This is a genomic window from Rhodococcus olei, assembly GCF_039540555.1.
In the GTDB taxonomy this organism is placed as follows: domain Bacteria; phylum Actinomycetota; class Actinomycetes; order Mycobacteriales; family Mycobacteriaceae; genus Rhodococcus_G; species Rhodococcus_G olei.
On the sequence record NZ_BAABFB010000040.1, the window covers coordinates 38,922 to 53,497 of the forward strand.

Annotated in this window: 7 protein-coding genes; 5 read left to right on the plus strand and 2 right to left on the minus strand. The window is 64.4% G+C overall.

The window, feature by feature from the left end:
- Positions 1-74: 74 nt before the first annotated feature.
- Entirely contained in the window at positions 75-2,099 is a 2,025-nt protein-coding gene (locus tag ABD951_RS12490) for an ATP-binding protein (protein WP_345345192.1), read from the plus strand.
- 184 nt (positions 2,100-2,283) lie between these two features.
- Here ABD951_RS12490 and ABD951_RS12495 read toward each other — a convergent pair whose 3' ends face one another.
- The gene (locus tag ABD951_RS12495) at positions 2,284-3,081 is read right to left on the minus strand and encodes a HEPN domain-containing protein (protein ID WP_345345195.1); all 798 of its coding nucleotides are present in this window, start codon (positions 3,079-3,081) and stop codon (positions 2,284-2,286) included.
- Positions 3,074-4,285: a GmrSD restriction endonuclease domain-containing protein gene (locus ABD951_RS12500; RefSeq protein ID WP_345345197.1), complete on the minus strand. Its 1,212-nt coding sequence runs from the start codon at positions 4,283-4,285 to the stop codon at positions 3,074-3,076. The genes ABD951_RS12495 and ABD951_RS12500 overlap by 8 nt, the downstream gene beginning before the upstream one ends.
- Positions 4,286-4,531: 246 nt before the next feature.
- On the opposite strand from ABD951_RS12500, the gene ABD951_RS12505 reads away from it, so the two are divergent.
- From ABD951_RS12505 to ABD951_RS12520, 4 genes are read left to right on the plus strand one after another with little or no spacing between them, the layout of a single operon-like run.
- The gene (locus ABD951_RS12505; RefSeq protein ID WP_345345199.1) at positions 4,532-8,302 is read left to right on the plus strand and encodes a DUF6079 family protein; all 3,771 of its coding nucleotides are present in this window, start codon (positions 4,532-4,534) and stop codon (positions 8,300-8,302) included.
- A complete protein-coding gene (gene pglZ / locus ABD951_RS12510) occupies positions 8,299-11,088 on the plus strand; it encodes a BREX-2 system phosphatase PglZ (protein ID WP_345345201.1) in 2,790 nt (929 codons plus the stop codon). Before ABD951_RS12505 ends, pglZ begins: the two co-directional genes overlap by 4 nt.
- Positions 11,088-12,380: a BREX system ATP-binding protein BrxD gene (gene brxD, locus ABD951_RS12515; protein ID WP_345345203.1), complete on the plus strand. Its 1,293-nt coding sequence runs from the start codon at positions 11,088-11,090 to the stop codon at positions 12,378-12,380. The genes pglZ and brxD overlap by 1 nt, the downstream gene beginning before the upstream one ends.
- 16 nt (positions 12,381-12,396) lie before the next feature.
- On the plus strand, positions 12,397-14,502 hold the full coding sequence (locus ABD951_RS12520; protein ID WP_345345205.1) for a DEAD/DEAH box helicase: 2,106 nt from the start codon (positions 12,397-12,399) through the stop codon (positions 14,500-14,502).
- Positions 14,503-14,576: the final 74 nt, after the last annotated feature.

Consider the following 14,576-nt stretch of genomic DNA (forward strand, 5'->3'; position numbering starts at 1 on the left):
AGTATGTCCACCCGGCTCGAAATCTGGCTACTCATCTCAGGACTTTCAGCCAAATCATGTGGGAGGATGCCCTGATGAAACGCATAAATGTGGGGGCGGGCGAAAGTCTACTGAAAGGGTACCTCCGCACCCCGCAGGTCGGTTTGTGTGAGCTGACATGGAACGCGTTTGACGAGGATGCGAAACGTGTCACCATCTCAATCGAGGACAACGAGATGGGTAGCCTCGACCAAGTCGTCGTCGAAGATGACGGAACCGGCATGGATGTCATGACTGTCACTCGCGAGTTCGCTAAAGTTGGTGACAGTTCCAAGGCGACCATCCACGGGTCGAAGAGCAACGGCGGAAGACCGGTGCATGGCCGCCTTGGTCGGGGCCGCTATTCCGCATTCTCAATTGGCCATTCGGTGACGTGGGAAAGCACCGTAGCTGCTGGCACAAAGTTCGAGTCAGTCTGTGTACACGGCAATGGGGATGACTTGCAGTGTTTCGACGTCGAAGCCACACCGACTCCACTGTACGAGCGTTCCGGTACGCGTGTGGCGATCACCCGCATCACGGAGGCTGCTCAGAAGGCTTTTGACTCCCCTCAAGCGATCAAGAATCGGCTAACAACGGAGTTCGCACTCCATCTGGAAAGATTCGATGACTTCGAGATCGTATTCCTTGGCACCAGCATTGACGCGGCCAGTGTTATCGAGTCGAGGGAAGTCCTAGACGTCGACCTACCCACTGGAATACAAGGGTCAGCGAAGCTGACTGTTATCGAATGGAAACTGACTAACGTCGAACGCCGACTCTACCTATGCGACGCTGCTGGAACAGTTCTAAATGAGACATATATGCGCCTTCAAGCACCAGGAATTCAACTGTCCGCATACCTCATGTGGGACGGGTTCCTTGAGAACGCGTTGATTCTGGAGTCCGAGGAGGCACATGATGATGACGATGCACCCGACGTAGATAGGGTCGTAAACGCGGGTCGCGCGAAACTACGCGAACACATTGCATTTTTGAACCGCCGCAGAGAAATCGCAACTGTCGAAAAATGGAAGGCCGAAGGAATATACCCCTACGCGGATACAGATGAGGCCAACACCACCGGAGTCGCCACTGCGACCAGAGAAGCCTTTGAGTACGTGGCACTGGCGGCCTCTCGATCCGTCGACGAAGCGAAGTCTAGAACAACCAAGAAGCTAGCACTTGCGTTACTCAAAGAGACGTTCGAGTCAGATCCCGAGCGGCTATTTCCGCTACTCCGCGAAGTTACCAACCTGCCAGCCTCGCGCATCGACGAACTGCAGGCCATTCTAGACCGATCTTCCCTCAGTAGCCTAATCCAAACCGGACATAGGGTCGGGTCTCGAATCGACTTTTTGAACGGCCTTGACGAGATATTGCACGAGCGTTCGACACGCTCGAGAATGCGTGAGCGAACTCAGCTGCACCGCCTACTTGCAAACGAGACATGGGTCTTCGGCGAAGAATGGGCAACCACGGGCGACGACGAGCGACTCAGCAAGGTTTTGGAGAAGTTCAAGAAGTTCATTCAAGATGATAACGAGCCTCCGGTCGAGATCGCCGACGAGCGGAAGGCCGGCAGTTCCGAGCCGCTCAGGGAGGATGGGCGAATAGCAATCCCCGACCTAGTTCTCGGACGAAAAATGCAGATCAGCGAGAATGAGTTCAAGTTCTTGGTAGTCGAGCTAAAGAGGCCCAACCACGACTTGACCGACGCTGACGTTGCCCAAATTCGGTCATATGCGGATGCAATCACAAATGATGAACGGCTTAACACGCCAGGTGTCGAATGGACATTTGTCCTTGTAGGAAACGACATGAAGCGAACAGTAGATCATGCCAGACAGCAGCCAATGTTTCCATTTGGCGTAATCCAGTTGAGCCCGTACCGAATCGAGGTGCGGCGCTGGTCGGAGCTGATTGCAGACGCAAACCACAGGATGCGATTTGTACAAGACTCACTCAACTACCAGTCGTCACACTTGGACGGAATGCAGTCACTTCGAAATACATATGCAACATATCTACCAAAGCAGGAGAATGAGCTAAGTTCCGAAGATGCAGTGGAAGAGAATTGATAGAACCATGAGCGTCGAAAGCGGTCCGATCGACACTCAAGCGTACTGATGCATCTAGGCACATTACAATTACCTACTACGAATGCCAGCTCCCTAAACTGCGTCGCAGTCGTAATCCGAGGTCTAGCTCAGATCAGATCTGATTCAGGAATAGTATCCAAGCATCGACAAGACTCGAACAGGGTCAATCTTTCCCTGGTGGAAGTTTAGCGATGTCAACTATGACTTCACTCAGAACGCGGAAGAAACTGCAACTATCGAGCACTTGATCAACGTCCGGGAATTCCGTCGACGATGTTGGGTGAGCGAATGAATTTCGATCTCTCATTATTTTGGCAAGTCGCCCCTCCGCCTCCTTGGTGCAGTCCCCATCAGAGCGAACCCCTAAGTGAGTTTTAAACCTTGCTTGCTTGCCCAGATCCGACCAAATTGAATTGATACCAACGCGTTTAAGAACATCGGCAAGCACCCGAGGGTTCATATTCGCCTCGGTTATTGCCAATACCTCCGACTTAATTTCTACTGAACCCTGGCCGTCAGATAATCCTGCTGCGAGTGCAATGAGAAAGCTCTCGGTCTCTTCTGGCCTGTATCCATATCTGGACGGGTTTTGCGCAACTGTAAGCGTGAGCGCGAACAGCTCATCTCGCAACTTCTTCGGGAGATCCATGTACCTTTCAGCAGTACCGCTTAGAAGATCCGACACCGAAACAACCAATTCGCGGACAAAATACTCGAAACGGCCGCAGATATACAGATGAAGAGCCCCGGCGAGCACGGGTAAATCCTGTCGGACGACCTGGGCGGTCTCGCCAAGTTTCTTTGCTTCATCCCAATGAGGGTCAGATTGATTACCCTCACCCACGTGACTGGCGGCGGAGGCGCCGAATGTGCGGAACTCCGAGATCAAGCGCAGAAGTCGCTCAGCGCGTCCGAGATCGTTAAGGAAATCATCGAGGGGAACATCCAGTTGGCTAGTCATCAAGCTTACGACCCGAGTTCAGGATATGAGACGCGAGCTCGACGCGATCTTTGATCGCATCGATGGTGTTCCCCCTACCAACCAGAATCTCATATTCATCCGGTTCGGCAAATGCCAGGGCCAACGCCTCCCGAATGCTCGCGGCCCGGTATTCTATATCCTCCATTTCATCTAACATCAAGGCAATCATCAATGCGTCATATAGCGGTCGGCTCAACCGGCTGGTCGTTGGAAGTCTGAAGGTATCGTCTCCGAACACAACTATGAGCCGACCTAGACAGTCGAGGAACGAGCGTTCGTAATCTCCCGCGCGCTCCTCAGATACATCTGAATTTGCACTCATGTAGCTGTCAAGTATTCGTCGAAGGGATCCCCGCTTTCCGGTGGCGATCGCATCTCTCAGTGCGAACACGCGCAGCACAAGCTCCGCATCGGCCAGACTGGCATACAGGGGGTTATCCAGCAACTCCTGTGGCGGTTCGCGATCCTCGTTAGGGGTCCTGGATGGAATCCCCCATGTCGCACTGAATGCATCCGATCGCGACAGCCGAATCAACAAGTCGTTTAGAGATCCTGGATACAGGGCATTACGCAATTCCTGAGGATTCAGCTTAATACCGCCAGTATTCAACCGGTCGAACAATACACGCCTGACGTCTAGGCCGTCCTCATCGGACCGTTGCGTCTCAGCGAGTAGTACAACCGCGGGAAGGCTTCTGCGAAGCAGGCCATTCTTCAAAACGGTGGGAAGATCTCGAAATCTCTTACGATTGAGCTCAGGCCAGTACTCAAGACCACTGAGCGCGAAATCATTTGCCATAAACGAACTGATTGCGTCTAGTCTCTGCCGGCCATCGATAACCTCATATGAGTTGTAGTCACGCTCGTAAAGGTAGATCGGCGGCACAGGAATATTCAACAGAAACGACTCGATTAGAAGCGACTTCTTCTTGTTTGGCCAGCGTAACCGCCGCTGGTAAGCAGGCGATATATCGATAGATTCCCTACCCGGCTCAAGCGCGTGTCGCAAATAGTCGAGTTGATAGTCTTTGGTCTCCCGGACAACCCGAAGCTGGCTCCGCGCATATTTTTCGGCGGGGTCGTCTTTGTCTGCATCCTGTTCGACTCCCCCACTGGAGGGTGAGTCTTCTTCGAACCAACGTTCAACTTCGTCTTCGCTGACACGATCGGCGCTGTCTGTCACGTGGGCAGTATAAGGGCTCGCTGTGCACGGGGTTTGTCTTGCTCGGCCCCAGGGGACGCATTCGATTGCGCACGCCGGCATCAACGACGGTTACACACTAAATCTGGACGTTGTAGGCAATCGCTCGCAGTCGTCAGGGTCGCAGTTCCGACGGGCACGCGTGGCAGGATGCAGGAGACGCGAAGCGCACCGAACTGTGCGATCGAGCCGACCCCGAAGCCCTGTTCGAACGGAGTACAGCACCCGATGTTCCCCGGCGCCACGTCCAACGCTCGCACGCTGCGGCAGACCTTCGACATCCCGGTCTCACACGGCACCAACGACTACGTGCTGCGCCTGTCGGACTCGGTCGCAGAGGATCAGCTGGCCGCGACCGTCGACTCCTATGTCGTCACACCCGCCATCGCTGAAGCCTTCGACCAGGCCCTGTCAGTGGTCGAGGAGTCGCTGCGCACCGGCGAGAACAAGGCCGCCTACCTCAACGGCTCGTTCGGTTCCGGTAAGTCGCACTTCATGGCCGTGCTGCACGGCATCCTCGGGCACTCCCCCAAGGCACTCTCCGTTCCCGAGCTGCAGCCGATCGTCGCGAAGCACCCCAAGATCGCCGACGCGAAGCTCCTGCGGCTCGCCTTCCACTTCCTCGACTCCGCCAGCATCGAATCTGCACTGTTCGAGCAGTACCTCCGCCAGATCGACACCCTGCACCCCGACACCCTGCCCCCCGTGCTTCACTCCGCGGGTGGCCTATTCACCGACGCCGACAACCGGCGAGCCGAAGTCGGCGACGACAAGTTCTTCACCACCCTCAACTCCACCGGCGGGTCCGCAGCATCCACCGGCACCGTCAACTGGGCGGCCCTCGGCTCATCCGCCGGAACCTGGACCGCCGACACCTACGCTGCGGCTGCCGCCCCCGACGCCGACCCTGCCGAGCGGTCCCGGCTGCAGCAGGCGCTGATGGCGTCCTACTTCACCAGCTACTCCCGCAACACCGACTGGCTGTCCCTCGAAGACGGGCTCGCCGTCATCGCCGACCACGCCATATCCCTCGGCTACCAGGGCGTCGTCCTCATGCTCGATGAGCTCGTGCTGTGGCTGACGTTCCTCATCACCGAACGCGACAAGTTCAACGCCGAAGTCCAGAAGATCACCAAACTCGTCGAGACGAGCCGCGGCCGCCTCGCCGTCCCCATCACCTCGTTCATCGCCCGCCAGCACGACCTCTCCCGCTGGGTTGCCGGCGGCGCCGAATCCGGCGCCACCCAGCAGGCCGTCGAGCAGGCGTTCGCGCACCAGGCCGGCCGGTTCGGCGACGTCAAACTCGGCGACGAAAATCTGCCGTTCATCGCGAAGAAGCGGCTGCTGGAGCCCGTCGACGACGAAGCGCAGGCTGCGCTCGACGCCGCCTTCGCCCGCCTCGACCGCAACCCCGGCGTGTGGGACGTCCTCCTCGACGGCGTCAACACCGACGACCAGCACCGCGGCTCCGACGCCGATGCCTTCAAACTCACCTACCCGTTCTCCCCCGCCTTGATCGCGACTTTGCGGGCCCTGTCCGGGCAGATGCAGCGCGAACGCACCGCGCTCAAGGTGATGCAGCAGATGCTGCAGGACAGCGCCGATCGCCTCACCATCGACCACGTCATCCCCGTCGGCGAAGCGTTCGACTACATCATCGACAGCGCCAACTCCACCCCCATCAACGACGCCGCCGCCCAAACCTTCAAGACCGCCCGCACCCTGTGGACCGAGAAGCTGCGCCCGTTCCTTTTCCGCAACGCCGGTGTCGACGAGGCCACCCCCGACGCCGACGTACCGCCCGGCCTGCGCGCCGACATCCGCATCGCCAAGACCCTGCTGATGTCCGCGGTCGCGCCGAACGTGCCCGCGCTCAAGCAGATCGACGCCAGCCGGCTCGCCTCCCTCAACCACGGCAGCGTCGTCTCCCTCATCCCCGGAGACCAGGTCGGGCAGATCACCAACAAGGTCAAGCAGTGGGCCGCGGAAATCCCGGAGGTCTCCGTCACCTCCGACGCGAACCCGATCATCTCCGTCACCCTCGAATCCGTCGACTACGAACGGATCATCACCCGCGCCCAGGGCGAAGACACCGACGGACGCCGCCGCGAACTCATGCGGACCCTGCTCGGTGAGCACTTCAACGTCGTCGGCGCCGAACGCACCCTCGACGACGCCATGCTGCGCACCGTCATCTGGCGCGGCACCGAACGCCCCATCGAGGTGGTGTTCGGCAACGTCCGCGACCGCGGCTACCTCTCCGACGACCGCTTCCGACCCGCCACCCAGGGTGCGCTGCGGCTCATCGTCGACCTGCCCTTCGACGACCCCGGCCACACCATCGCCGAAGACCACGACCGCATCGAAGAGCTGCTCCGCACCGGGCAGGACCGGTTCACCATCGCGTGGCTTCCGAACTTCTTCCCCGACAAAGTCGTCCGCCAGCTCGGCCGCCTCGTCGTGCTGAACTACGTACTCACCGGCGACCGCTGGGCCACCTACGCCAACGAACTCTCCGAAGGCGACCGCATCGCCGCCCGCACCATCCTCGAACAGCAGCAGTCACAGGTCCGCGGCCAACTCGGCAACGCCATCCAGGTCGCGTACGGCACCGCCAGCGGCGCCAAGTTCGCCGAGAGCCAGCCGCCGCTACGGTCCCTGCACGCCGGCTTCGTCGCACAGCCGCCCATCGGCAACACCCTCGGCGAAGCCGTCGACCGCCTCATCCGCGACGCCTTCGACGCGCTGTACCCCGACCACCCCGACTTCACCCCCGCCGACAAGCTCATCACCCGGCGCGACCTCAACACCGTCCTCACCCGGCTGCGCGAAGCGCAGTCGCAGTCCGACGGACGAATCGCGCTCGACGGCGGCACCCGCGGTGACCGTGACACCGCGCGCCGCGTCGTCGAACCGCTCGGCCTGGCGAAAGTCAACGAGACCCACCTGATCTTCGGGCCCGAACAGTTCACGGCCTGGCAGACCCGCATCACGCAGGAACTCGCTCGCCTCGCGATCGACGAGCAAGGCGACGTCGACATCGACGTGCTCCGCACCGCCATCAACGCCAGCGGCCCCAAGCGCGGACTCACCCCCGACATCGTCGACCTCATTGCCGCCGCCTGGGCAGCGCAGACGAAGCGGTCCTGGTTCCTGCACTCCTCGCCCACCCCCGAGGCGATGATCGGCGACATCCGGCGTGGAACCACCCTGCGCCTCGAGGAGCTGCCCGACCGTCAGACGTGGTCGGACGCCGTCCGACGCTGGCAGTCTTGGACCGGGCAGAACGTCAACGACTACCTCACCGCCGCCAACCTCGCGACCTTCGCCGAGCAGGTGCGCGAGTACGCCCGCTCCACCTTCACCGGTCGCGGTCAGTTCGTGAACGCCCTCGGTCAGGCGTACAGCTACTTCGGGCTCGATGCCGACCAGGGCCGCTACGCGCTCGCCACGGACCTGCTGGATCTGTTCGAGACGAGGCTCGCCCGCGCAACGAATCTCGAGCTGGTGGCCGCCGTCGCGGGAGCCACCCTGCGGGGCACCGATACCGAAGCAAGCAAGTCGCTCTCGTCCGCAGATCAGGTGGAGCGGGTTCTCCTCCGCTACCCGCCGACGCGGTGGGATGTACTCAAGAACGGCGCTGCGGCCGGTGACGATCGCGCGGCGCAGGCGAAGGCGATCCTCACAGATCTCCAGAGGGCGGTGCTGGCGCAGGAACTCACCCAGTCGCTCGAGAGTGCCTTCGCCACCGCGGACCGCGCCCGGGACGCATGGCTCGAAGCGCTGGTCGAAATCAAGCCACCGGTCGTCACCCCGCCGCTGCCGCCGAAGCCGGATCCCGACGTGGTGGTGCTGCCGCCGCCCGCGCCGACCACGCCGCAGACCTTCACCGTGCGCGGTGCCAATGCACGGTCGGTCGTCGAGCAGCAGTTGCAGGAGCTCATCGCCACCTACCCAGACGACGAGTTCACCGTCACGATCACCCGGAAGCAGTCGTGACCACAGCGACCAGCCTTCCCGAGGCCGACCTCCCCGGAATCCGAACCCTCATCGGGCAACTCCGGGTCAAGGGCCACCGACACGGCGTCCTCGCGGTCGCCGCGGTGCCGACATGGTCCGGGCCCGACTCGTTCGACCTCGACGGCTCGACCGTCCGGATCCGTACCGCGTCCAGCGTGCTTGCGATCCGCGATGCCCTCACCGAACGGTCGAACTTCGACTGGGTGGTCGTGCTCACCGACCGTGATGCGAGCGAGCTGCCCGTCGGGGTCCTCGAGCACCTGACCGTCGGGCGGCTGTCGAACCTCGACCCGTGGCCGGCGCTGCGTGACCTGTTCAAGGCGAACCGGCAGGAGTTCAACCTGCTGTCGCTGGAGAACAACGCGGCACGCTCCGCGCTGCGATCCCTCGACGACACCGTGCCGCCCGCGCCCGGCGGCGTCCTCACCTCCGACCACCTGTTCGGTGCGCTGGCCGGCCGCAACTTCGGTCTGACCCCGGACAAGTTCACCCCGCACCAGGTCGCGCTGTGGTCCACGGACACCGAGCGCACCACCCAGTTCACCGCGTGGCAGTCCCGCACCGACGCGTCCCTCGTCGAACAGTTCTACACCTGGCTCGAACGCAAACTCGGTCCGCTCGGCCGGACCACCGCGCTGGTCCTTCGGTCCAGCGGACCCGAACAGCTGGTGCCGCTCGGCCTCGTCGCGGCGTTGATCGACGACTCGGCCTCCTCCGCTGCGATCGTCCCCGCCGCCTCCAATGTCACCGGCAAGGTGAGCACCCTCCTCGAGGTCGAACTCGGACGGCACACCGTCACCGAAGCCGAGATCAAGGTGTGGGGCAACACCGCCACCCTCGCCGTCGCCGGCAGCGACGTCCCCGACGCCACGCTCCGCCGTGCCGAAGACCTCGTCACCAAGCTGCAGGCCACCGCGCTCGTCGGCCGATCGGACGTGCTGCCGTCCGCCCTCGCACCCCGCATCGCACGGTTCGCCGCCGCGCTGGACGCGGCCGACCGCACCCCGGACGACACCGCGATCACCGCCGTCGAGAACGCGTGGGCCGACGTCACCGCGCACCGCCTGGCACGCGTCGACGGTGCCGACGCCTCACGCGACGTCCGCGTCGCAGCCGCCGCACTTCGCCTGTTGCGGTGGACGCGCCGCACCGACACCGCACCCACCACGCTCGCGGGGTGGCTCAGCTCCTACCGCGCGGACCTGTCGTGGGTGGACGGCGCCGTCGACGAGGCATTCATCGGTGCCGACAACGCGGTCCTCGCGAGCACGGCCCACCGCATCGTCACCGCCGTCCGCGGCCGCCGCTCGGCACACGATCGTGCGTTCGCGGCGTTGCTCGCCACCTCCGGCACCTACCGCACGATGGGAGCGGACGCCCCCACCTACGTCGAGGACCTCCTTGACCGCGTGGTCAAGCCGCTCACCGTCCGGTCGCAGGGTTCCATGCAGGACGCCCGCCCGTCGCCGGTGCTGCTCATCGTCGCCGATGGCATGAGCGGTTCCGCGGCCAACGAGGTGGTCGCGGACGCGGTGCGCCGCAACCGGCCGCAGTGGCAGGCGTACATCCCCCGCGACACCGAGCCGGTCACCGTCGTCATGGCGGCACTGCCCACCCTCACCGAGTTCTCCCGCTGCTCGCTGCTGTCCGGTGTCCTCGATCGCGGCGGGCAGGCGCAGGAGCGGGACGGATTCTCGGCGTGGCTCGCCGGTCAGGGCATGCGTGGGCAGGGGCCGGTACTGTTTCACAAGGCCGACCTCGAAACGGTGTCCCGCGGCAGCGCACTCGCCGTGGACGTCCGCGCCGCCATCGACGACACCGATCACCGTCCCGTCGTCGCGTGCGTCCTCAACGACATCGACGACGCCCTCGACCGGTCCGACCCGATCGGAACCGTGTGGACCATCGACCGCTTCAAACGGCTCGACGCGCTGATGTCCGCGGCCGCGGCGGTGGGCAGGACCGTCGTCCTGGTCTCCGATCACGGGCACGTCGTCGAACGCCGCGAGCAGCCCAGTGTGCAGCGCGGTGAACAGGTTTCGGCCCGCTATCGCCTTGCCGCCGGTGTCGACCCGGCGACGCTGCCGGCCGACGAGGTGTTCGTCGAAGGGCCGCGTGTCCTCACCGACGACCATCGTGCCGTCCTCGCCGTCGACGAACAGCTGCGCTACACGGGCCTCAAGGCCGGCTACCACGGCGGCGGCGCGCTCGCCGAGGTCGCGATCCCAGTGACGATCCTCGTCAATGGCGCGGCCCCGTCCCACCTCGGGCTGATCGAGGCTCCCGCACCGCAACCGGTGTGGTGGGACCCGACCCGCACCACCACACCCACACCCACGGTCGTCACGACACCGACGAAGCCCCCGCGGAAGCCGACGACCAAGACTCCCTCTCAGGAGGAGTCGCTGTTCGACTTCGGCGGCACCTCCACGACACCGTCGACGACGACCACGCCGGTGGGCGGCCGCGACCGGGTCGCGGAGCTCCTGGCCACCGACCTGTTCGCACAGCAGTACAAGACGTACGGCCGCAAGATGAGCCGCGACGCCATCGCCGCCCTGCTCCGCGAAACCGTCGACGGTGGTGGCGTGCTGCCGCTCGCCCGGGCCGCGCAGATCCTGGACGTCAAGACGTTCCGCGCGGGCCCGGCCGTTCAGGTGCTCGCCCAGGTGCTCGGCATCGACGGCGTCGTCGTCCTCTCTGTGGCCGGCAGCGACCTCGAGCTCGAATCCGCCGCACTGTTCGAACAGTTCGGAGTCGCCTGATGAGCACGCTGTCGCCCGTCCGCCGCCGCGAGCTGTTGCAGTCGTTGCGGCAGGGCACCGTCCCCGACGGCAACCTCGACGCCCTCGCCGTCGGCATCGACCGCTTCGCGGCGACTGTCGACGCCGACCTCGACGCCGTGGCCGCCGGTGGGCGCGCCTTCAAGGCCGTTCGCGGCGAGTACGGATCCGGTAAGACGTTCTTCTCCCGATGGGTCGAGCAGCGGGCGATGCGCCGCGGCCTCGCCGTCGCCGAGGTGCAGATCAGTGAGCTCGAAACCCCGCTGCACAAGCTTGAAACCGTGTATCGCCGCACCATCGAGGAGCTGCGCACGTCCGCGTTCGCGAAGAGCGCGTTCCGCCCGGTGATCGACGCGTGGCTGTACGGCATCGAGGAGGACGCCGCCACCGCCGCGGGCGTCGACGAAGCCACCTCCGAGCAGGTGCTGGAGCTGCTCGAGCAGCGACTCAAGTCGGTCGCCACCGCGGCACCGACGTACCCGATGGTGCTGCGCGCCTACCGCTCGGCGCTGGAAAGAGAGGACGCCGCCACCGCCGACGCGCTTATCGCCTGGCTGGGCGGCCAACCGCATGTCGGCGCCGCCGCGAAGCGCGCTGCCGGGGTGAGGCAGGACGTCGACCACTTCGCCGCGATGGGGTTCCTACAGGGGCTGCTCGCCGTCCTCAAGGGTTCCCGGCACCCCGGTCTCGTCCTCGTCATCGACGAGGTGGAGACGCTGCAGCGGATGCGCAGCGACAGCCGCGCCAAGGCCCTGAACGCGTTGCGGCAGTGGATCGACGAGCTGGACTCCGGCCGCTACCCCGGCCTGTACCTGCTGATCACCGGCACCCCGGCATTCTTCGACGGCCGCCTCGGGGTGCAGTCCCTGCCGCCACTCGCGCAGCGGCTGCACACCGACTTCGGCACCGACGCCCGCTTCGACAACCCCCGCGCCCCGCAGATCCGGCTCACCGGATTCGACCTGGACCGGCTCGTCGAGGTCGGTGTCCGGGTGCGTGACATCTACGCCGACGGCTCCTCCGCGCCGGACCGGGTGCGGTTGATGGTCGACGACGCCTACCTCCGCGACCTCGCGTCCGCGGTGGCCGGTGCGCTGGGCGGCAAGGTCGGTGTCTCGCCGCGCATCTTCCTCAAGAAGCTCGTCGCGGACGTCCTCGACCGCGTCGACCAGTTCCCGGATTTCGATCCGCGCCAGCACTATTCGCTGACGATCGCGGACACGGAGAAGGCGGAGATCACGCGGGCCGCCACCGCCGACGAGGTGGAATTGTGACGGGGTCGTCGAACTGATGGCGGGCTTCGACCTGCTCGACCCGGTGCTGCAGCACCACATCGTCAACTCCCTCGGCTGGCCCGGACTGCGGCCGCTGCAGGACGAGTCCATCGCACCCATCACGGCCGGGTCGGACGCGATCCTGCTGGCACCCACCGCCGGCGGCAAGACCGAGGCCGCGATGTTCCCGATCCTCACCCGCATGCAACGCGAACGGTGGCACGGCATCTCCGTGCTGTACCTGTGCCCGCTGAAAGCACTGCTGAACAACCTGCAACCGCGGATCGACGAGTACGCCGCGTGGATGGGCCGCGGCGCCATGACGTGGCACGGCGACGTCAGTCAGTCCGTCCGCGACCGCATCAAGCGGGACCGCCCCGACGTCCTGCTCACAACACCCGAATCGCTCGAGTCGATGCTGGTGTCCGAGAGTGTCGACGCCGCCACCGTGCTCGGTGGTGTGCAGGCCGTCGTCGTCGACGAGGTGCACGCGTTCGCCGGCGACGACCGCGGCTGGCACCTGCTCGCCGTCCTCGCCCGGCTCGAATCACTACTTGGTCGCCGGCTGCAGCGGATCGGGATGTCCGCCACCGTCGGCAACCCGGACGAACTGCTCGGCTGGCTGCAGGGTGGGCAACCCGCCGCCGGTCGGGTCATCGCCCCCGCTGTCCCCGGAAGCGCGGTGGTTCCGGAGATCACCGTCGACTCTGTGGGCAGCGTCGAGAACGCCACCAAGGTCATCGCCGCGCTGCACGCCGGCGAGAAGCGGCTCGTGTTCGTCGACTCCCGCCGTCTCGCCGAGGAACTCGGCACCCTGCTCCGCGGTCGCGGCATCACCACGTTCGTGTCGCACTCGTCGCTGTCCGCGGCCGAACGGCGCGAATCGGAGCAGGCGTTCGCCGAAGCCCGCGACTGCGTCATCGTCGCCACCTCCACCCTCGAACTCGGCATCGACGTCGGTGACCTCGACCGCGTCATCCAGATCAACGCGCCGCGCACGGTGTCGTCGTTCCTGCAGCGCCTCGGCCGCACCGGCCGGCGTCCCGGGACCACCCGAAACTGCCTGTTCCTCGGCATCACCGACGACGCGGTACTCAGCACCCTCGGGATGCTGCAGTGCTGGTCCACCGGCTGGGTTGAGCCGGTCGTCGCGACGCCCGAGCCGCGGCACATCGCCGCGCAGCAGATCCTCGCTTCGGCGCTGCAGACTCGCCGGGTGCCACTCACCGGCTGGCAGGAGACGTGGGGTCCGCTGCCGCTCTTCGGACCGGATAGTCAGGAGATCTTCGACTACCTCCTGGAAGAGGGTTTCCTCGAACACGATTCGGGGTCCGCGTTCATCGGACCCGAGTCGGAGAAGCACTTCGGGCGCCGCCACTTCATGGATCTGCTCGCCGTGTTCACCGCGGCCCCGGAGTTCAGGGTGTTCGCCGGGCGACAGGAGATCGGTTCTGTCGAGACGAGCGTGCTCACCGACGACATCGAAGGGCCGCGGGTCCTGCTACTCGGCGGCCGCTCCTGGAAGGTCACCCACATCGACTGGAAGCGTCGTCAGGTGTTCGTCGAGAACACCGACCTGCAGGGCCGCGCGAAGTGGATGTCGCTTCCCGACGGCGCGTCGTTCGAGATCACCCGCGGCGTGCGTGAGGTTCTGCTCGGAGCCCAGCCCGCAGGCGTGACCCTCACCCGCCGGGCCGTCGCGACACTCGACGACGTGCGACTGCAGCGCGCCGATCATGTCACCGAGGGCGCTTTCGTCATCTCCCGCGACGGGCGGGATGACTGGCGCTGGTGGACGTGGGCAGGAGCGAAAGCCAACCGAACCCTCGCCGCATGGGCGTCGGATCTCGTTCCGGCGCGTCAGCGCGTTGGTGCGGAATCACTTCGTCTGCACAGCGATCTGTCGGTCGAGGAAATTCGACATGGCTTGGCGGCGCTGCGAACACACACCGGCGACCAGCCGCACCCCCTCGTCGACAGGAACGCCCTCAAGGGACTGAAGTTCGCCGCGGCACTCCCGGAGTCGCTGGCCCGCCGTACGCTAGCCGCACGAACTGTCGATGTCCGGGCCGCCGCGGCCGTCCTTCGCGAGAAGGCCCGAATCTCCGGTCACAACGAGTAGTGCGTCGCGCCTGATTGCGAGCGCTGAAACTCCGGCATCGTCGTGGGGGACTATCCATCCAGTACACGGTGCTC